The following is a 19,065-nucleotide window of genomic DNA, read 5'->3' as shown; positions in this document are numbered from 1 at the left end:
TAAAATACAAATAGATTTTAAGAAAACTTTGAGGCGTTACAAAGCGTATTAAAATTTAAAAGTTAAAAACATATTACTGTAATAAAAACCATTTTCTTCATCTTCTCCGGCTATGAGTATATCTGTTGGCTTTTTATCTATACTAAACAATAAATTTTCCAAATCTTCTTTTATATTTCTTAACTTTTGATACTTTTTGCTATATATGGTAAGGGATATTTCTATTTCTTTTACTAATAATTTATTATCAATACTTAAAACTATTTCTTCATTGCTTATTTCATAAACTATAAAATTTTCTTTACTTTCTATAGTTGCTTTTATAGGATAAATATCTAGTTTTAATTCATTTTCTAAATTTCGTAGAAAGCGGACTAAAAATTCTTTGTACATTTTCATTTAAAACCCTAATTTTTTTAATTCTTTTTCTAATTCGTTTTGAACTAAAATATCTGCCTTTGGTTCTATTTTTTTTGTAGCATTTTCCATAGTTTTATATCCTTTTACAAAACTTGTTTTACCTTTTTTGTTTTTTCCTCCTCTATGCCAAAATCCATGCTCTAAAAAATGTGCATAATAAGCACTAGAAAAATACTCTATTTTATTTTTCTTTTCATTCTTTTTCTCTAAAGTCCATTTTTTAAAACCTTTTAGTTTTTCATATCTTTTTTGGCTTACTTTTTTCTTTTTAAATACAACAGCAGCTGCCCTATAAACACCTTTTTCTAAATTTCTACTTGTAACAGCCCTAACACTTGATCTTAAAAGACCACTTTCTTTAGGTGCTGTTTTTTTATAAACCTTAGCTATTTCCTTGCTTACACTCATAGCGCCTTTTCTAGCAGCTTTTGATAATGATGAATTACTCAGTGTGTTTAAATCTTTCATTAATTCTACAAGACCTTCTACTTCTATTTCTCCCAAACCTCATCCTTTAGTGCATTTAACTTTCCTAAATTTAATGCTATAAGATGTTCATTTCCATTGCTAATTGGGTTCATCTCCTCTAACGCCCTAACCTCATTAATACTCATAACTCCATTGTTTAAAGCTTTTGTATAGCTTTCCCATCTTGAAGCACTATCAGCTCTTAAAATAGCATTGATATTAAATTTAAAATAATATTTTCCCCATTCGCTTTTAGTAAGCAAAAAGCGATTAAATGCTTGTTCTATTTTTGTAGTAAGAGGCGTGATTGTTTGAACCATGTAGTTTGTTTCTTGTTGTTCTATGTTAGAAAATGTTGCTCTAGAAAGATCTCCTAGCTTATGCGGGGGTATGTTAAATAATCTTGCAATTTCTATAATCTGAAATTGTTTGCTTTCTATAAATTGACTATCTTTATTTGCGCTTGTAGTTTGAGTAAATGTAGAGCCACTTTCTAAAATGGATATATTATAAGCTTTCTTTTGACTATAGTTTTCTTTAAATGATTTTTTCAATCTATCATATGCTTGATCACTAAGCTCATTTGGAACAGTAATAACACCGCTTGTAAAAGCACCATTTTGAAAAAAGCTAAGTCCATGTTGTTCTATGGCTGTAGCTAACTTTGCTGTGGTTTTACTTTTTCTTAAAGGTGCTATTCCATTGACACCATCTTTTGTGTGGTATGGTACATTGACTATTTCATCATAGCTTAAAACAACACTGCCATTGCTAGAGTATGCACTATAAAAGTATTTTCCACTTTGTTTAAACAATGAAATATCTTTGTTTTCTATAAGTTCTATGGAGCAAATTTGCCCATTTCTTTTTCGCATAGGATATAAAAAACCATTTCCATAAATAAGCATTTGCACCATAAAAGCTTCTATAAGTGTAAATGGTGTCATGGTTTCATTTGGTGCAATTTTTATAAGATCAAACAAAGGATGATTAGTGGCTAACATAGAGCCATTTTTTTCTTTTTTGTATAGATTTAATGGCAAAGAAGCTATAGTTTCGCTTATATTTGATATAGCTGCAATTACAGCAGAAAGCTCATCAGAATTTACCTTTTCTCCTGAAAGGAACTCTAAGGTATGATAATCTTGATTTCTTTTTTGTGTTTTAAAAAATGATTTTATTTTATCTAGCATTCAAAGCCTCGTTTTTTTAAGTATTTTAAAAAAACTTTGAGGCGTTAGAATGCGTATTTGGTATTTTAGACTATAAAATTATCTAAAATATGGATTGTTTATATAAACTTTTTGGTAATAATCATAGTTTTGATAGTATTGTAATTTTTCTTTTAACTTAGAACAAACTTGTTTGTAAATTAAAAAATCATTTTCTTTGTCTAGTTGATAAAAATTTCTTGATATAGTTTGGGCAAACAAGGAAAAACCATTTTTGTTTATAATAACAGCTTCATAATCTCTAGCTAGAAATTTTCTAAGTTCCAAAAACTCTTCATTGCTAAGCTTTCTTTTAAAGCTTAACTCGTTTTTATGCTCTAAATCGCATTTTAAAGCTTTAATCTCATTTTCATACTTTTTCTTCTGCTGTACTAGTTGAGATTTATAACCTAAGCTTTGTCTAAAAGCTAGTTTTTGCATGTTTTCTTGCTCTAAGTTTTTTAAGCATTTTTCCATTTCATTAAAAGCTTTGATAAACTCGATTTTCCATTTGTAAGCTTTTTCGCCTGTAAAACCCATAACAAGTAAAGAAAAACCATCTCGAGTGATTTTGTAGCAAGGTAAAACTCTACCCGTGCTATCAGTATATTTACTCGGCTCAAAATTGAGCTTAGTAAAATTATCCTTTGGAAATTCATTTATTTTGCGTATAATATTCTTGTGGTTTTTATTAAATACTTCAGCCACACTTAAAGAAGTGCAAGTAACTTGGTCGGCTCCTTGCACTTCCAACTCTACATTTTGTCCATTTATAACAACTAAATTATTCATCTTTTATCCTTTTTTCAAGTTTATTAATGCGTATTTCGCACACTCCTACCCAAGCAGCTAAAATAATAATAAGTATAAAATTAAAATCCATTTTTAAACCTTTTTTAGATATAATTTGTTTCAAAGATGAAAACCCCCTCGCACTGGGGGTTACTTTAGCTTGTTAAAAGCTTAAGTAAAGCTACAATATAAAATATTGTTTGTAAGATTAGTGCGAGTAATCTTAGCTTTTTCATCTTTTACTCCTTTCTTTTTGACTTATTTTTACTTATTAGGTAAAAACATAGCATTATTATATACTTTTTTGATATTATTGTCAATATTTTTTACTTTTTTAATAAGTATTTTTATTTATACACACTTTTTAAGTATATTTTGGTATAATTATGATAATAAAATTTAAGGACAATTTATGCTAAAAAAAGAGTTTGATGAAAAAATCAAAAGTCTAGGACTTACAAGACAAGATTTTTGCAATATAACCGGTTTAGCTTATAGTAGTGTGAGTAATTGGAATGATAATAATAAGCCCATTCCTATTTGGGTTGACAGTTGGCTTAAAAATTACGAACAGCAAAAAAGCTTCGATCGTCTTATAAATGAAGTAGAAAAATACACAATAAAAGAAATAAAAATGAATGATATAAAAGAGTTTTTGAAGCAAAAATATTTAATGTCAGCTTTTAAAAAGCCCGAAGATTGTTTAAAACTAAGCTATCAATATCATCAAGTAAAAGTTAATATTTATTTTGATTATTATAAAAATACTTTCAATTTATTCCTTGTGCTAAGTTATGAAAAATCTTATTATTTCACACCGCTTAATATTGATAATTTGATAGTAAAAAATCCTTATTTAAATGATCTCCCAAAAGAAATATTAAGACAGATATTGGAAAATGGTAATCTAAAAGATTTTTATGATAATATGAAAAAACATATGATAGATAATGATATTCAAAAAAGCAATTATAAAGATCATGAATTTGAGAATGGTTTGAAGTTTAATAAAAATAACGATAAAAATCCTTTTTTTCTATGTTTAAGAAAAACACCTATGTCTGAAAATCATTTAAATTTTTTAAATACTCAATTTAATATTTCAAAATATATTTTGCAAAAAATAAGAGCAAAGGGATACACTATAGTAACTACTGCAGATTTTTCAAAAAGAAAATCTCTTACTTTGATTTTAAATGAATGTGATATAAAACTTTAGCTTTTTCTAATTTTTTAGAAAAAGGCTACTATTACCATATCAGATAAGCTTAAAAATCTATCATTAGATGAAATTTCAAAATCTATAAAACCTTTTATAAAGTAGGTATAGGATATAAATAGGAATATTTTTTGCTTTAAATTATTATAAAAAATAAATGGTAAAATATATTATGATGAAAAAACTTAAAATTAAAAATTTTGGTCCTATAAAAGATATCAATATAGAAATTAAACCTTTTACCATTCTAATAGGAAAAAGTGGATCTGGTAAAAGTATTTTAATGAAATTAATATATAGTTTTGATATTATAATAAACAATCTAACTCTTCTAATAAACAATAAACAATATAGTGAAAATATATTCGGTGAGAATAAAATCGAATTTGATTTAAATGAAATTGGTCGTATCTTTAATATATGCGAAATTGATGATTTTTTTAATAATGATACCGAAATTATATACACTTCAATAAATAACACTATCGAGGTGCAAAACAACAAAGTAGTAATATTTTACAATACCCAAATAGTATCTGAACAAGTTTTTATTTCGGATTTACGCTATATTATACCAGACATTCTCAGTTATAATTTTGATAGGAGCATTCGTATATCTGAAATTTTAAACAATACAATGGAATATTTTTTGAGAGGTTTAAAATTTAATGATAATTCCTATAAATTGGAAATGTTCAATATAGAACTTCTTCAAAAATTAAATAAGGTCACAAATGATTTTTTACTACAAACAAAAGATTATACAATTAATTATAAAAATGCATCATCAGGGGTTAAATCAGCATCTATAATAGAAGTTATTATATCTTATTTATTAAAAGAAACATCTCAAGAAAGAAAGATTAATCTAGATATACCGTCTAAACCACAAGCACAACAAACAAATATTTTTATTGAAGAACCAGAATTAAGCTTATTCCCTGAACATCAAAAAGAAATTTTACATTTTATTTTAAAATCATTTTTATCACATACACTAGAAGAAACTGAAATAAAATATAACAAATTAAACTTTATAATATCAACACATAGTCCTTTTATACTCTATTATCTATCTAACATACTAACTGGAATACAACTGCACAAACAAGAAAACTTATTTACAATGGGTAAAATAGAAAAAATCATACCAAAAGAATTACTTCGATTAGATATAAATGATATAGAAATATATAAATTAGAAGAAGGAACTATTGCTTCTATTCTTGATAAAAAAGAGTATTTTATTAACACTCAAGAAATGGATAAAACAGCAGAAATACTTTCTAACGATTACACTGATTTATTAAATCTACAAAATGAGGATTTATGAATCAAGAGCAAACAACACGAGATTTATCATGGCTTAAAGAATTTGAAAATCATTATATAGGTCCATACACCAAAGAAAGAAATGGTATTTTAGCTTGTTCTGAAAATGGTAAAACATTCTCTTTAAACATACTTGCTGAAGACATTTCAATGTTCAAAATCAAACTAGATAAAGGTTATTTTTCAGAACAAAGCACACATAAAAAATGTGATTATATGGCTGTAGATGAAATAAAAAACATTACAATATTTATCGAATTAAAAGGTAAAGAATTAGATTGTGCTTATCAGCAAATATTAACTACAGTAGATGAATTGCAAAAAAAAGGTTTAATTTTTAAAAAAAAATATTGTTCCGCTATTACCAGCAAAAGAAAACACGTAATTTCAAATTCAGCATCAGTAAAAGCTTTAATGAAACAAATTTCTAATAAAGGAATAACCATACTTAACACTACAAACATAATTTCTAAGTATAATTTAATCAAAGAAAATACACAATACATAATCAAACAAATATAATAACCATTTTTACAAGCTCCTAATACCCCGTTTTTCATAAATACTTTCTTGTGGTTTTACAAAGGTATTTTTAGTCGCTATGGCAGTTACTAAAGCTGAAATTGCATCTATTCTTTCGCTTGATTTTTTCTTATCAGGTTTTATATTTTCTCTTGCATCTTTATCTATTACCAAATTATTATTACACCATCTAAAAATAGGATTTGCATTGTGGTTTATAGTTTGTTTTAATACTCTTATTTGATACTCTTTTAGCGGTTCGCTTATACTTGCAAAACCTTGTCTAATTTGTACGCATTCTAAGTTTTCTTCACTAAGTTTTTTGGCTACTTCAGTACTATTCCAAGGATCATAACCTATCATTTTGATATTAAGTGTTTTACTAAAACAAATAATATCTTCTATCAATATGTCATAATCTACACTATTTCCTGGTGTTAAAGTCAGATATCCAAGCCTAGCCCATTCTAAATATGGAACCTTATCTCTTCTGCTTCTTTGCTCAGCGCACAGTCTAGGCGCATAAAATTTAAAATCAACATGTAAAATTTTATCAATTTCGCAGATTATAGCTAGTGCAGTCAAATCTGTCGTAGCTGAAAGATCTATTCCCATAAAAACATCAGAAGTTAAATTTATTTTTCCAAGATTACACTTCATAAAATCATCATCTTTTACAAAAGCACCAGCATTTGAAGTCCATATGTTTAAATGCTTTGTCTTAAAACTAACCTCATCGTTTGCATTTGATTTTGCTTTTTCAAAATATTCTCTTAATTTTTCTATCTTAACTCCATACCCTAAAGCAGGATTTACTTTAGCCCACACTTTTTCATCATGCCAATCATCATCTTCATTTGGTTCGTAAATTTTAGAGTATGTAGAAGGATCATTTATAATACCACAAGCAACCTTTTTACAATAATCATATTGTTTTTTCATCTCTGAATTTTGGTTATAACCTGCTGTCGATATTACTATACAAAGAGAATTAGAACGACTTGCCGTTCCTTCTTCTAAGACCTTGTATAATTTTCCATCTTTTGCAGCATGAAGCTCATCGTAAATAAAAACATAAGGTCTTAATCCATCTTTAGTTTCACTAGTAGCTGTCAAAACCTTTATAAAATCTTCAAACTTTGTATTTTTTTTACGAATTTCCCTATAAGTCTTATATTGATAGCACATATCATTCAAATGCTTTTCTTGACTTATCATAGATGAAGCTGCATTAAAAACTAACTTTGCTTGTTCAGTTTCATTTGCAGCACAATATATTTTCTTTCCTTTTTCTTTATCCACAAAAAGAAAGTAAAGCAAAATAGCTCCTATAAGCTCTGTTTTGCCGTTTTTTCGCGGAATAAATAATAATGCATAAGAATACCTCCTAGCATTTTTTTCTTTTGAATATGTAGCAATAATGTCTATTATAAACTCTATTTGAAAATTTAAAAGAGCAAATGGCTTTCCTGCTAATTCTCCATCGGTATGTTTTAATAAAGATACAAAAACAACTGCGTTTAAGGCTATTTTTTCATCTATATAAAATGGAGAATTTTGAAATTCTTCGTTTTTTATTTTGATATATTTTTTAGCATAATTTAAAATATCTTCTCTAGATCTTAACTTGATATCATTCATCTTCTTTCTCCAATAAAACATCAAAAGGAGAGCTTTCTTTTTTCTCTTTTGGATTTACTCTTGTTCTACTTGGAGCACCGATGCCTAAAATTTTAGCCAAGCCTATTACATTTTTAGTTAGAGAGTTAAAAGCAACTAGCTCGGGAGTGATAATCTGCACTCCTTTATCACTTGTAGTGCAAAAACCTTTTTTCTCTACCTCTTTGCTTGAGCATTCTAGTAAAATAAGATTTTTAGCATATACTTTAATAATATCATCTTCAAGATCATCATAAATTCCTAAATTAATTAAGTCGTTTTTTACTTTTTGAGCCAATTCTTGCTCTATTGTTTGAAAATTTAAGCTAATTTCACTTATTTCTTTGTCTTTAGCAATTTGCTTGTTTTTTGGTTTTTCTTTTATAATACTTTCATCTATAAAAAGTGCTATTTCATTTTGCTTTGAGTTATGGTGATTGTCATCTTGTCTTTTTTTAGCTAACTTTAGTATTTCTTCTTTTGGGTAAGGTTTAACTTTTCCTCTTAAAACCTTAACTCCATTTTTCTTTAAATATCTACTCAAATACTCTTTAGAATTAATATTTAGTATTTGCAAAACCTCATCACAACTTAAAAATTCTTTTTGCATTAACACCTTTCTTTTTAGTGATTTTACACAAAACATAAGGCGTTAAAGTGCGTATTAGTTAATTGGGCGTTAAATATAAGGAAAACATGCAAAAGAAATTAAAGCACAAGCCCCAATTATTCATATTTTAAACTTGGTATTTATTGGTTAATTAGTTAGTCAATTACACACACAATAAAAAAAATAGCTCGCATTTTTTCGCGACTAGCCGGTCGGTGACCAGAATATCGATTTTATAGAGATTTAACCCCTTACCCCTTTTAATTCTTCTTTGGTTTTTTTATTGTGACAAGTCATACATAAGCTTTGCAAATTTGTTACATTTAGTTTTTCTCCACCTTGTCTTATAGGGATAACATGATCAACAATTTTTGCAAATCTTCCACATTTAAAACAAAATGGATTGTCATTAATAAAACTAGAACGTAATTTCTTCCACTCTACACTATGATAAAAACTAGAGCTATCTCTATCTCTTTTGAAAGCATCATAGTGTTTATTTTGATTTCTAACAGTTGTTATCTTACACTCAGAACACTTACTCAAATGCGAAAGTATCTTCTTTCCGCATTTGCAAAATTTATACGTATTCATCTTTTATAAAAACCTATTTCGGTTTTCTTTGTAAGCGATACTTTAAATTCATATTCAAAATCATCATAAGCCTTAATAGCATAACAACTATAACCAGCTTCAATTATCTTCATAAACCATTCAGGTAGTAAAATAAAGAAATTTCCACCAACTCTTTTAACTTTAAAACCACTTTTAATATCATTAACATTTCTATGAAAATTATCATATAATCCAAGATTATTTATAAAAATCTTTGCAGGTACAGCATTATTAATTATTTCATTTTTAAACATTTTTCTACTCTTATCAAATTAAAGCAAAAAAATAAGTGAAGTTCCTTATATTTTGTATTTTATCATAATTTCACACAAAAATAAAAAATACATAAGTTTGGAATGTTATTTGCTCTTACTAAGATACTAAATAGCAAAAAGTATTTATATCTTTTCTCCGCAATAAACAACCAAATAAAAGCTATTGCTCTTATTAAACATATGGCTTTTAATCGGAGCATTAGTCGACATCGTATTAATTTTAATCGGAAATATAAAAAATATACTAATATTGACTTTAATCGGATTAAAAGAAACCGTTACTGTGCATATATTAAATTGTAAAGTAATGGGTTACTTAGTGGGTTACTAATAGAATAAAACATATCTAAAAATAGATATCAAATGAAATTTTTTAGTAGCTTGCTAAATCCACCATTTATATTTATTAAAAATAAAATTTTATATAAAATAATACTCTTTGATATATTAAAAAATTTTTATAACAAGTGCAATAAAATTTACATACTTTATAAAAATTAGCAATTGCGTTCAATAATAAATTATTTAAATCAACCATTATAAAAACATCAGATATCAAAACTAGATTTTACAAAGAGACAAATAAGAATTTTCATTTTGCACAAACTTAGAAAAAAATATTTATAATACACTACTAAAGATCATTATAATCCTCTTTCAGCAAAACAAGATTTTAATTCCACAACAGATCAAATTAATGCTAGCGAAAACGGCAGAATTGCTATGAGAAATACACCTAAAGATATTGTCGGTAGTGGTTCAAGTGTTGCAGGGGAAATAAATAGAGTAAATCAAAATACGCAAGATAAAATTCAAAAACAAATAAATGATAGAAATTCGGATTTAAAAGAAAATAATACTCCTAAAAATTTAAGGAGTATTATTTTTCTACTTGTTAATCATTGTGATGAATATTATAAGGTAGGTAGTAATGGTCAAGATCCATAATTTCATCAATAAAATTAACATCATCGGAAGTATTTTTTTCTCTTTTTGCAGGCGATAAAGAAATAATCTTTTTTGCATTTAAAAATAACAAACTAAGTATAGAGATTGATCCAAAAACTACAAAAAAACAAATTAATGAAAATAAGAACTGAAAATTTGACAGCTTGGTGCTACTAATATAAACAATATAAGATATAATAGGGATTATATTAACTAAAACAACAAAACAAACAATTATTTTATTTTTCACGAGTACAACCTTTTTACATTTAACCAAAACATAATTAGTTGTTTTTTAATCCTAAGACATGATGAAGTACTGTATTTTTTTCATTATTCAATAATTTTTCAATAGCTTCTTTTTTTATAGGGTCTTTATTTATAAATATCAAAAATGCCTTGAAAATATTATTATCATAATCTTTTTTATATATATTATCAGCATAAGTTTGCATTCCAAATTCCATAAATGTATTATAAAATTCATTATTTACTTCAAAAAACTCAACTATAACATCTATATTAAAATTATTATAATATTTTATTTTATCACTTGAAAATGCATTATTGAGAAAAAAATATTCTATATTTTTACATTTTTCCTTTTCTTTTCTTTTTTTCATGTATATATAATACTCTTCATAATTTTTCACTTGAAACACTTCATTTTTTAATACTTTTATATTACTATCATCCTCGCTAAGATATTCATTTTCCAATTGCATTTGTATATAATTCTCAATATAATGATATATAATAATTGTTTCATAATGATTTTCTATGCCTATGATTTTTTTATAATTTTTAAAAAGCATAAAAATCCAAAATAAACCCTCTAGTTTATTTTCCTTAAAAATATATTTTTTTAAAACTTCTAAATCATGATTTATTCTTTGAGCAAAATCATACGAACTTAATCTACTTAAAGTATAATCCAAATAAATTTGATGAAAATAGTCAAAAGTTGCTTGTTTAAGATTGTTAGCAAAATATTCTTTTAACTCATTTAAAGAGAGAAAGTCCAATATTAATACATTGTTTAAGTATTTTTTATAGTTTGGAAAATCAAAATCTTCTGTTTTATCAATGTAATAACTTTTCAAATTTCGAAATAAAGCATCATAAGTGATATTCAAAGCATCAAGAAAAATTTTACTTTCTTCTTTTTTGTATAACTTAGAAAAACACTCTTTATAAAAATAATTTATCTGCAAAATAACCTTTTGTAATAATCTTAAATTATAATCAAGATATTTCCTATAATGATTATAAATTATCAAAGTTATTACTGGTTTTAAATCATCTTCTTTTACTATTAACTTCTGTTTAATAATCTCTAAAGCTACTTCGTTATTTTCATCAATAACCACTTCATAATCAATAACTTTTTCTTTGTATTGTTGATAATCCATTTCATCTTTATAATATTTTTGCAAATAATGTTTAAAATTTTTTTTCGAGTAAATCTTATTTGTATTTTCGCAAGTTTCACCAATCATTAAAGCAACAATATCAATTTCATCTTCTATATCTAAAAAAACTTTTTGCTTGTTAAAAATCATAACAACATTGCAATTTTTATCCTCTTTTAGCAAACTAACAAGCCCCATAATATCTTTAAAAGCTAATTTACTTGATTTTCTTTCTATATTATCAAAACAGACAATAATATCTTTAAAATCTTCTTTTTTCAAAAAAGAGAATAAAGTTTCAGAACTTATATTTATAATTTGATTACTTAAGAAGCTTATGCATTCTGATAATATTTTTGATGTGTTTTTAACGATTTTATTTTGTGTTTGAAAAACCTTAAAAGTAATTTCTTCTAAAATCTGCTTAAAATCATCTTTTCCAAATAAATCAATATAGACAATTTTAGTATGTAAACTGTTATCATTTTTCAAACAAATCTGTTTCATTTTTTTCTCAATACTTTTCCAATAATAAGTTTTTCCTACACCCCAAGATCCATTTATAGCTAAACACACGCCTCTATTTGATTTCAAAAATTTTAGTATATTGTTTTGTGTATGACTTAATTTGATTTCTTCTTGTTTGTTGTACCATGATGAAAGCATATTCTGCCCCTAGTATTTCTAAAGTTAGAACAATGAAAATTAGCAAAATTATAAAAGTTGGTTGCGAAGGGGAGATTTGAACTCCCGACCTTCGGGTTATGAGCCCGACGAGCTAACCACTGCTCTACTTCGCGGCATCATATGAAGTGGATGGGGTAAAGGGATTCGAACCCCTGAATGACAGGACCAAAACCTGTTGCCTTACCGCTTGGCGATACCCCAATAAATGAAGTAATTTTTAAATTAAAAGTGGTATTATATATTATTTTTTACATAATGTCAAGAAAAATGCTATAATATTTTTAAAAATATTATCAAGGAATAATTTTATGGGATATATAAGCATAGAACAAGCTATAAAAGAACTTCAAGATGGCAAGATGTTAGTAATGGTAGATGCAGAAGATAGAGAAAATGAAGGAGATTTGATTTTCCCTGCGCAATTTAGCTCACAAGAAAAAATAAATTTTACCATTACTCACGCAAGAGGTGTGGTGTGTGTAGCATTGAGTGAGAACTTAGCTAAAAAATTTGAACTACCTTTAATGGTACCTAAAAATACATCAAATCATGAAACAGCTTTCACCATAACCGTTGATGCAAAAAATGCAACAACGGGAGTAAGTGCTTATGAAAGGGATATGACTATACAAATTTTTGCTGATGATAATGCAAAGGCAAGTGATTTTGTGCGTCCTGGTCATATTAATCCTTTGATAGCAAAAAAAGGCGGAGTTTTAGAAAGAACAGGCCATACCGAGGGAACAGTGGATTTATGTCGCTTGGCAGGATTAAAAGAAGCGTGCGTGATATGTGAAATTGTCAAAGATAATGGAGATATGGCTAGAAGAAGCGATTTGCTTGAGTTTTGCAAAAAGCATGCTATTAATATGATTACTATTTCAGATTTAATCGAGTATCGTTTAAAAAATGAAAGTTTAATTTCTTTAATCAAAGAAGAAGACAGTATTTTAGCAGGTTTTAAAGCTAAAAAAATGACTTTTAAAGATCACAATGAAAATGAACACATAGCTTTTAGCTTTGGCACTTTGAAAGAATGCGAGAATGTTAAATTTTATCTTAGTGGAAGTGACTTTGAGCTTCTAACTTCTAATAAATTCAATGAATTATTAAAACAGATTGAATTTTTAAGTCAAAAAGGCGGTGTAATCATTTTCATGAAAAATGAAAAACAAGAAAACACACAATTTAAAAATTACGGCATAGGAGCGCAAATTTTAAGGTATTTAAAAATTTCAAAAATCAAACTTCTAAGTCAAAATACCGATAAAGAATTTATAGGCTTAAAAGGTTTTGGACTTGATATTACAAGCAGTGATTTTAAATCTTAAATTCTAAAAACTTAAATTTATCGCCAAAGTTAAACATCAAATTTTTACTTTGGCTGATAAAGTTTTTATAAATTTGAGAGTTAGCATTTTTAGCTTGCTCAATAATTTCTTCCAAACCAAAGTCAATTAAGGCTTGATTTTGATTTTTATATTCTAACACTTCAAAGCCCTCTTCTTTTAAAACTTGTAAAAAATGGTCAAAATTTACATTATATGTAATATCACTTTTAGCAAAAAAATCTTTTAAATTCTCTTCAAAAAGATTATATACTTGATGATTTTTATACATTCTAATACTAATTTTTTCTTCTTTTTTTGCATAATCAAAACATGCAAAAGTTAATTTTTCGCAAGTTTGTTTTAATTTGGATAAAAAAGGTTTATAAGAAATACAAAGCTCACTATTAGTGATAGCATATTTTTCACATTCTTTTAAAAGATCTTTATTCATAGGCTTAAAAACAATGTTTAAATCATCGTCAACATATGCCATTGTTCTATCTTTTATAAGTTCACACGCAAAACAATCAAATAATTCATTAGCATAAAAAAAGGCATTTTTAAAATGACATTCCTCTAAAGAATTATAAATTTTCACGTCTAAATCATACTCATCAAAAAGTTTTTTTTGAACACATCTTAACTTTTCATGTGGCTCTATGATAAAACACTCAATCTGTTCTAAAACATCAGCTCTAAGTGTGTATAAAGCTTGTATGAAATCAAGCATTAAATGCCCTTCATTTGCTCCTATTTCTACAACTTCAACCGGTAAAATTAGCTTTTTATCATCTATAAGTTTTAAAAAATGATTAGCTAAGAGTATTCCGAAAAGATTTCCCACACTAACTGCGGTATAAAAATCTCCATTTTTGCCAACACTCACAGCTTGGGAGTAATATTTATCAATCCAATTTTGAAAAAATTCACTAAAAGCTATCATTATAAAGCATTAAATTTAGCTATAAAATCAAGCGGATCAACTTGCACACCATTGACTAAAATTCCAAAATGCAAATGCGGCCCTGTAACCCTACCACTAGCTCCACTCAAGCCTATAAGTTCACCTTTTTTTACCTTCTGTCCCGCTTTTACATTAAGTTTTGATAGATGATAATATTGAGAATAAATCCCATATCCATGATCAATTACCACTGAATTTCCTGCATAGTAACGATTTGAAGCAATCCTTACAATACCATCATTACTCGCATAAATTTTTGTCCCACTTGCTGCTCTAAAATCAGTTCCGCTATGATAACTTTTAAGAGTATCATTAAACAACCTTGCTTTTCCAAAAGCACTTGTAATTTTACTTTCTAAAGGATATGCAAAATTGCCTTCAAATAAAGCTGTATTAGTATAAGTATTATAAACCTTAATAGCTTCTTGGTATTCTTTGCTAATGCGATCAAGTGTTTCTTTAGGTGGATTGACCTTAGAAGCACTAACTTTTAAAAATTCTTTTTTGTAATTTCCTTCGCTAAATTTTATATTAATTTCTTCTTTGGAATTATCTTTAAATTCAGCTATTAATTTTCTATCTTTAGGATTTTTATAAGGCATAGCTATGCTAACAATAACTTTATTTTTATACTCAAAAAAAGGAAGTTTTTTAGAATTTGAGCTAATTTGTAAAAAATTACTTTTATCAAATTCTAAAAAAAACACTTGACCTTTTACAAGCTCAATCTCTCTAGCTTCTAAAGTAAAAATCAAAAAACATAGAAAAAAAAGAATTCTTCTCATACACTAAGCTCTTTAATATCAGCTATTTTTAAAAACTCACGATAGATTGCACACACCAAAGCTTGACGATTATTTTTGATATTTTCATCTTTGTCATTAATCATTACTTTATCAAAAAAAGCATCAATTTGTGGTTTTAGCGCAAAAAGGCTTTCTAAAAGCTCTTGGGTATTATTTTCTTTTGTTTTACAACACGCAAGTGCTGCTGTCACTGGAAAAGGAAAAAAAACTTTACCTTGAGTGTTATTTTCTTTTGTTTTACACTGCATAAAAGCTTGGTATAAATCTTTTTCCTCTTGAGTCTTAAACAATTTTTCATCAATTTGAGCTTCACTCAATACTGCAATATTTGCTAAACGCTTAAAAGTAGCAAAATTTTGACTAAAATCTGCCTTATTTGCGCTTTGAATCAAAGCTTTAATACAAGAATCAATGTAAATAACATCATAAGTTTTAGAGCTAAGCACAGCTTTAATAAAAGAAGCATTTACTTCATAAAAAGTATATAAACGCTCTAAGATAAAGTCTAATAAAATTTTCAAATCAAAGCTTTTATACTCACTAGCTATTGCTTCTAAAAATATCTTAAGATCAAAATTTTTATTTAAAGCTAGGATAATTTTTAAAACACCATTTGCTGCTCTTCTTAAAGCATAAGGATCTTTTGTACCACTTGGGATTTTTCCCATCGAAAAAAGCCCCATAAGTGTATCAAATTTATAAGCTAAAGCTACAATAGAGCTAAATTCATTACTTGGCATAGCTGAATTATCGCCATTTGGAAGGTATTGTTCTTTAATCGCCAAGGCAAGCTCATCGCTCATACCCATAGCCTTGGCATAATAAGATCCCATAATGCCTTGAAGATCAGTAAATTCATACACCATTTGAGTGCTTAGATCAGCTTTTGAGTATTCTATGGCTTTTAAGATTTCATCTTTTTGAGTATTAGCAAAAATCTCACAAAGCTTAGTAGCGATTTTTTGTTCTCTAATAATTTTATCTTTTAAGGTTCCAAGTCCTTCAAGATAGACCATTTGGCTTATTTTATCATTATTTAAGCCCTGTGCTAAGTCATTTTTCCAAAAAAACATCGCATCGCTTAATCTTGCTCTTAAAACCCTTTCATTTCCATTAATGATTTTAGAATAATCCTCACAAACCGCATTAGAAACTACGATAAAATGATTGCTTAAAGTATTGTTTTTAAATACTGCAAAATAGCGTTGGTTTTCTCTCATGGAAGTGATGATTACTTCACTTGGGATTTCTAAATACTCTTTTTCAAAATGTCCTAATAATGCTTTTGGATACTCTGTGATAGCTACAACTTCAGCTAAAAGCTCATCATCTTCTGCAATAGTAATATCATTTTCTTTTTCAAGCATCTTTAACTGTTCAATGATAAGCTTTTTTCTTTGTTCTTGATCTAAAATAATATAATTTTGCTCTAAAGTTTTAAAATACTCATCAATATTCGCAAAAGCTATCAAATCATAACTAACACTTCTATGTACAAAAGTACTTTTTGCACTTTTAACACCATAGCTTTCAAATTCAATCAACTCATCATTTAATACACAACAAAGCGAGCGAATAGCTCTAATAAATTCAAAACTACCATCACCCCATCTCATAGTTTTACCAAAGCTCAAGCTTTTTAAGAAAGCTTCAATCATTTGAGCTAAAACTGCTTTACTTTGTAAGCCTTGCGCTTGTTTTTGACAATACAAGACTTCTTTGCCTTTAATTTCTTTAAATTCAAGCTCTTCTTCTTTTAAACCACTTTTTTCTAAAAAACTAAGCCCTGCTTGAGTAAGCTTTCCATCTTTATAAGCTATCGCCCTAGGTGCACCTATAAATTCCACAAAAGAATCATCTTGTTTTTCTTTAAAATTTTCATGAATAAAAACTAATCTTCTAGGAGTATAGAAAAATTTAAATTCAGATTCTAAATGATACTCTTGTAAAATCTTTTCCCATTTTTTAGTAATATTTGGAAGCTCTTTTAATAAAGGAATAGCAGGAAGTTCTTCTGTGCCTATTTCTATTAACAATTTCATTTTACACTCTTTTTTAAAAATTTTTAGTGTATTTTACCTATTTTTTTTAAAATCTTTCTTTGTTTTTAGTTTTTCTTCTCTTTGTTTGGCTTTTTCTTGCATTTGGCGGTTAAAACCAAACACAAGAAAAACCATAAAAGCTACAAACAAAGTAATAATAATATAATCTATCATTAGTCCCAACACTCTGCGTTTTTAATACCAAGTTTTGAAGCACTAAATACCGGATCTCTACCTTGTCTTTTTTGCTCGCTAAAGTCTTTTAATACCTTTTTCACTATACCACCAAGCAATAAAATAGAAATGATATTAATCGTAGCCATAAATGCCATAGTAGTATCAGCTAAATCCCACGCAAATTTTAAATCCATATTTGCACCAATAAAAATCATAAGCACAGCGCTTGCTTTAAAAAGATTAATAATAATAGGATTTTGAGTAAGGTATTTAATATTTGCTTGAGCGTAATAATAATTTCCTATCAAAGAAGTAATAGCAAATAAAACTATACTAACAGTAGTAAAATGCACACCTAAATTTCCATAATATTCTTTCATGGATTCTTGCACCAAAGGCAGTGCTGTTAAAATAGGCTTACCATCTACGCCGATATTATTTGCATAAGCAAGTGAAAATAATACTAAAAATCCTGAACTTGTACAAATAATCACATCAATTAATACAGAAAATGCTTGGATAACCCCTTGTTTTGCAGGATGAGTTGTAAGAGCAGAAGCTGCTGCATTTGGCGCTGAACCCATACCCGCTTCATTAGAAAACAATCCTCTTTTTATACCTATAACCAAAGCAGAACCTGCAAATCCACCAAAAATAGCTTCAAAATCAAAAGCACTTTTAAAAATCATAGAAAACACTTCAGGAATTTTATCAAAATTCATAAACATTGCTATGATAGATAAACCTACATAAATCATCGCCATAATAGGAACGATAACTGAGCTTACTTTACCTATTTTAGTATGATCACCAAAAAACATATAAGCAGCAAAAACAGCTAAAATTGCTCCTATTACAATAGGCCACCAACTTTGAGCAAAACTCACTTCGCTAGCATCAACCATGCCTTTATAGTAAAACTCAAATGCTGAAGTCATAGTTTGGCTTTGAAGACCATTAAATCCATAAGCATAAGTGATAATCAAAATCACCGCAAATATAGCTCCAAGCCATTTTAAATTTAAGGCTTTACTAATATAATAAGCAGGACCACCTTTAAAGCTTTTGCCATCACGACTTTTATAAACTTGTGCTAGAGTGCTTTCTGCAAAAGCTGAGGCACCACCAAAAAATGCCATAGCCCACATCCAAAATAAAGCACCAGGTCCACCCAAAACAACAGCTACCGCAATACCTGCAATATTTCCTATACCAACTCTTGAAGCTGTTGAAATCATCAAAGCTTGAAAAGGAGTAATATGGTGTTTTTCATGCTTTTCTTGCTTTTCTGTTAAGATATCAAACACATAAGGGAGCATTCGAAATTGCACAAAACCCGTCAAATAACTATAATAAAACCCTGTGACAATAAGTAAAATTACTAAAATAGAATAATACTGATTATTCACAAAGGCAACAAATTGGGATATCAAATCCATATTTATCTCCTTTTTATAATTTCTGAGCATAAATTTATCATAAAAAAATGAATTTGTCATAAAAAAATATAATTTTATGTTAAATTTATTTTATTTTTTAAAGCTATGTGAAAATTTAACTCAAAATACTAGTAAT

The 19,065-nt window shown here is 27.4% G+C and carries 19 protein-coding genes and 2 tRNA genes; 5 read left to right on the top strand and 16 right to left on the bottom strand.

All coding sequences use genetic code 11. The features are described from left to right. Positions 1–48 precede the first annotated feature (48 nt). The 4 genes from L8X40_RS04165 to L8X40_RS04150 all read right to left on the bottom strand — a co-directional run bounded on the left by L8X40_RS04165 (position 49) and on the right by L8X40_RS04150 (position 2,891). Positions 49–399: a hypothetical protein gene (locus L8X40_RS04165; protein WP_263667378.1), complete on the bottom strand. Its 351-nt coding sequence runs from the start codon at positions 397–399 to the stop codon at positions 49–51. After that, positions 400–924 carry an HK97 gp10 family phage protein gene (locus L8X40_RS04160; RefSeq protein WP_257942465.1) on the bottom strand — a complete coding sequence of 175 codons (525 nt, stop codon included), beginning with the start codon at positions 922–924 and terminating at the stop codon, positions 400–402. After that, positions 912–2,081 carry a phage portal protein gene (locus L8X40_RS04155; RefSeq protein ID WP_257395615.1) on the bottom strand — a complete coding sequence of 390 codons (1,170 nt, stop codon included), beginning with the start codon at positions 2,079–2,081 and terminating at the stop codon, positions 912–914. The genes L8X40_RS04160 and L8X40_RS04155 overlap by 13 nt, the downstream gene beginning before the upstream one ends. 78 nt (positions 2,082–2,159) lie before the next feature. Next, a complete protein-coding gene (locus L8X40_RS04150) occupies positions 2,160–2,891 on the bottom strand; it encodes a Rha family transcriptional regulator (RefSeq protein WP_257399145.1) in 732 nt (243 codons plus the stop codon). 412 nt (positions 2,892–3,303) lie between these two features. Between L8X40_RS04150 and L8X40_RS04145 the strand changes: the two genes are divergently transcribed. The 3 genes from L8X40_RS04145 (at position 3,304) to L8X40_RS04135 (ending at position 5,964) form a co-directional block, all read left to right on the top strand. Then, positions 3,304–4,110 (top strand): hypothetical protein, encoded by an 807-nt coding sequence (locus L8X40_RS04145; RefSeq protein WP_263666920.1) that lies wholly within the window; start codon positions 3,304–3,306, stop codon positions 4,108–4,110. A gap of 172 nt (positions 4,111–4,282) precedes the next feature. Next, positions 4,283–5,443: an ATP-binding protein gene (locus L8X40_RS04140; RefSeq protein WP_263666921.1), complete on the top strand. Its 1,161-nt coding sequence runs from the start codon at positions 4,283–4,285 to the stop codon at positions 5,441–5,443. After that, on the top strand, positions 5,440–5,964 hold the full coding sequence (locus L8X40_RS04135) for a hypothetical protein (RefSeq protein WP_257399142.1): 525 nt from the start codon (positions 5,440–5,442) through the stop codon (positions 5,962–5,964). Before L8X40_RS04140 ends, L8X40_RS04135 begins: the two co-directional genes overlap by 4 nt. A gap of 9 nt (positions 5,965–5,973) precedes the next feature. Here L8X40_RS04135 and L8X40_RS04130 read toward each other — a convergent pair whose 3' ends face one another. From L8X40_RS04130 to L8X40_RS04115, 4 genes are all read right to left on the bottom strand, one after another. Further along, entirely contained in the window at positions 5,974–7,605 is a 1,632-nt protein-coding gene (locus L8X40_RS04130) for a terminase large subunit (RefSeq protein ID WP_263667377.1), read from the bottom strand. Continuing rightward, on the bottom strand, positions 7,598–8,233 hold the full coding sequence (locus L8X40_RS04125; protein WP_263667376.1) for a P27 family phage terminase small subunit: 636 nt from the start codon (positions 8,231–8,233) through the stop codon (positions 7,598–7,600). Before L8X40_RS04125 ends, L8X40_RS04130 begins: the two co-directional genes overlap by 8 nt. 243 nt (positions 8,234–8,476) lie before the next feature. After that, the gene (locus L8X40_RS04120; RefSeq protein WP_263667375.1) at positions 8,477–8,827 is read right to left on the bottom strand and encodes an HNH endonuclease; all 351 of its coding nucleotides are present in this window, start codon (positions 8,825–8,827) and stop codon (positions 8,477–8,479) included. After that, on the bottom strand, positions 8,824–9,102 hold the full coding sequence (locus L8X40_RS04115) for a hypothetical protein (RefSeq protein WP_012661579.1): 279 nt from the start codon (positions 9,100–9,102) through the stop codon (positions 8,824–8,826). The genes L8X40_RS04120 and L8X40_RS04115 overlap by 4 nt, the downstream gene beginning before the upstream one ends. Before the next feature lie 744 nt (positions 9,103–9,846). On the opposite strand from L8X40_RS04115, the gene L8X40_RS04110 reads away from it, so the two are divergent. Next, positions 9,847–10,071 (top strand): hypothetical protein, encoded by a 225-nt coding sequence (locus L8X40_RS04110; RefSeq protein WP_263667374.1) that lies wholly within the window; start codon positions 9,847–9,849, stop codon positions 10,069–10,071. A gap of 284 nt (positions 10,072–10,355) precedes the next feature. Here the strand turns inward: L8X40_RS04110 and L8X40_RS04105 are convergent, their stop codons facing one another. From L8X40_RS04105 to L8X40_RS04095, 3 genes are all read right to left on the bottom strand, one after another. Next, positions 10,356–12,149, bottom strand: coding sequence for a KAP family NTPase (locus tag L8X40_RS04105; RefSeq protein WP_263667373.1), 1,794 nt, complete (start codon positions 12,147–12,149; stop codon positions 10,356–10,358). A 58-nt stretch (positions 12,150–12,207) separates the two neighbouring features. After that, positions 12,208–12,283, bottom strand: a tRNA-Met gene (locus tag L8X40_RS04100). A 13-nt stretch (positions 12,284–12,296) separates the two neighbouring features. After that, positions 12,297–12,371, bottom strand: a tRNA-Gln gene (locus L8X40_RS04095). Between the two features lie 107 nt (positions 12,372–12,478). On the opposite strand from L8X40_RS04095, the gene L8X40_RS04090 reads away from it, so the two are divergent. Beyond that, entirely contained in the window at positions 12,479–13,501 is a 1,023-nt protein-coding gene (locus tag L8X40_RS04090) for a bifunctional 3,4-dihydroxy-2-butanone 4-phosphate synthase/GTP cyclohydrolase II (protein ID WP_263667372.1), read from the top strand. On the opposite strand, the gene L8X40_RS04085 is transcribed toward L8X40_RS04090, so the two are convergent. The 5 genes from L8X40_RS04085 to L8X40_RS04065 are packed head-to-tail and all read right to left on the bottom strand — an operon-like array spanning position 13,491 to position 18,929. Next, positions 13,491–14,441 carry an SAM-dependent methyltransferase gene (locus tag L8X40_RS04085; RefSeq protein WP_318530020.1) on the bottom strand — a complete coding sequence of 317 codons (951 nt, stop codon included), beginning with the start codon at positions 14,439–14,441 and terminating at the stop codon, positions 13,491–13,493. The two genes, L8X40_RS04090 and L8X40_RS04085, sit on opposite strands and share 11 nt — an antisense overlap. A gap of 2 nt (positions 14,442–14,443) precedes the next feature. Then, the gene (locus L8X40_RS04080) at positions 14,444–15,250 is read right to left on the bottom strand and encodes a M23 family metallopeptidase (protein WP_263667370.1); all 807 of its coding nucleotides are present in this window, start codon (positions 15,248–15,250) and stop codon (positions 14,444–14,446) included. Further along, a complete protein-coding gene (gene glyS, locus L8X40_RS04075; RefSeq protein WP_263667369.1) occupies positions 15,247–17,313 on the bottom strand; it encodes a glycine--tRNA ligase subunit beta in 2,067 nt (688 codons plus the stop codon). The genes L8X40_RS04080 and glyS overlap by 4 nt, the downstream gene beginning before the upstream one ends. A gap of 33 nt (positions 17,314–17,346) precedes the next feature. Further along, positions 17,347–17,487, bottom strand: a complete 141-nt coding sequence (locus tag L8X40_RS04070) for a hypothetical protein (protein WP_214126181.1) — start codon at positions 17,485–17,487, stop codon at positions 17,347–17,349. Then, positions 17,487–18,929 (bottom strand): alanine/glycine:cation symporter family protein, encoded by a 1,443-nt coding sequence (locus tag L8X40_RS04065; protein WP_047208171.1) that lies wholly within the window; start codon positions 18,927–18,929, stop codon positions 17,487–17,489. Before L8X40_RS04065 ends, L8X40_RS04070 begins: the two co-directional genes overlap by 1 nt. Positions 18,930–19,065: the final 136 nt, after the last annotated feature.

Origin of the sequence: Campylobacter sp. CNRCH_2013_0855 (assembly GCF_025773025.1) — a bacterium.
In the GTDB taxonomy this organism is placed as follows: Bacteria; Campylobacterota; Campylobacteria; order Campylobacterales; family Campylobacteraceae; genus Campylobacter_D; species Campylobacter_D jejuni_C.
This window is presented reverse-complemented; position numbering and strand designations above follow the sequence as displayed.

Excerpts from the sequence above, each read along its gene's own strand:
- L8X40_RS04165 (WP_263667378.1), bottom strand. The coding sequence starts at position 399 with ATGAAAATGTACAAAGAATTTTTAGTCCGCTTTCTACGAAATTTAGAA.
- L8X40_RS04155 (WP_257395615.1), bottom strand. The coding sequence starts at position 2,081 with ATGCTAGATAAAATAAAATCATTTTTTAAAACACAAAAAAGAAATCAA.
- L8X40_RS04150 (WP_257399145.1), bottom strand. The coding sequence starts at position 2,891 with ATGAATAATTTAGTTGTTATAAATGGACAAAATGTAGAGTTGGAAGTG.
- L8X40_RS04145 (WP_263666920.1), top strand. The coding sequence starts at position 3,304 with ATGCTAAAAAAAGAGTTTGATGAAAAAATCAAAAGTCTAGGACTTACA.
- L8X40_RS04140 (WP_263666921.1), top strand. The coding sequence starts at position 4,283 with ATGATGAAAAAACTTAAAATTAAAAATTTTGGTCCTATAAAAGATATC.
- L8X40_RS04135 (WP_257399142.1), top strand. The coding sequence starts at position 5,440 with ATGAATCAAGAGCAAACAACACGAGATTTATCATGGCTTAAAGAATTT.
- L8X40_RS04130 (WP_263667377.1), bottom strand. The coding sequence starts at position 7,605 with ATGAATGATATCAAGTTAAGATCTAGAGAAGATATTTTAAATTATGCT.
- L8X40_RS04125 (WP_263667376.1), bottom strand. The coding sequence starts at position 8,233 with ATGCAAAAAGAATTTTTAAGTTGTGATGAGGTTTTGCAAATACTAAAT.
- L8X40_RS04120 (WP_263667375.1), bottom strand. The coding sequence starts at position 8,827 with ATGAATACGTATAAATTTTGCAAATGCGGAAAGAAGATACTTTCGCAT.
- L8X40_RS04115 (WP_012661579.1), bottom strand. The coding sequence starts at position 9,102 with ATGTTTAAAAATGAAATAATTAATAATGCTGTACCTGCAAAGATTTTT.
- L8X40_RS04110 (WP_263667374.1), top strand. The coding sequence starts at position 9,847 with ATGAGAAATACACCTAAAGATATTGTCGGTAGTGGTTCAAGTGTTGCA.
- L8X40_RS04105 (WP_263667373.1), bottom strand. The coding sequence starts at position 12,149 with ATGCTTTCATCATGGTACAACAAACAAGAAGAAATCAAATTAAGTCAT.
- L8X40_RS04090 (WP_263667372.1), top strand. The coding sequence starts at position 12,479 with ATGGGATATATAAGCATAGAACAAGCTATAAAAGAACTTCAAGATGGC.
- L8X40_RS04080 (WP_263667370.1), bottom strand. The coding sequence starts at position 15,250 with ATGAGAAGAATTCTTTTTTTTCTATGTTTTTTGATTTTTACTTTAGAA.
- glyS (WP_263667369.1), bottom strand. The coding sequence starts at position 17,313 with ATGAAATTGTTAATAGAAATAGGCACAGAAGAACTTCCTGCTATTCCT.
- L8X40_RS04070 (WP_214126181.1), bottom strand. The coding sequence starts at position 17,487 with ATGATAGATTATATTATTATTACTTTGTTTGTAGCTTTTATGGTTTTT.
- L8X40_RS04065 (WP_047208171.1), bottom strand. The coding sequence starts at position 18,929 with ATGGATTTGATATCCCAATTTGTTGCCTTTGTGAATAATCAGTATTAT.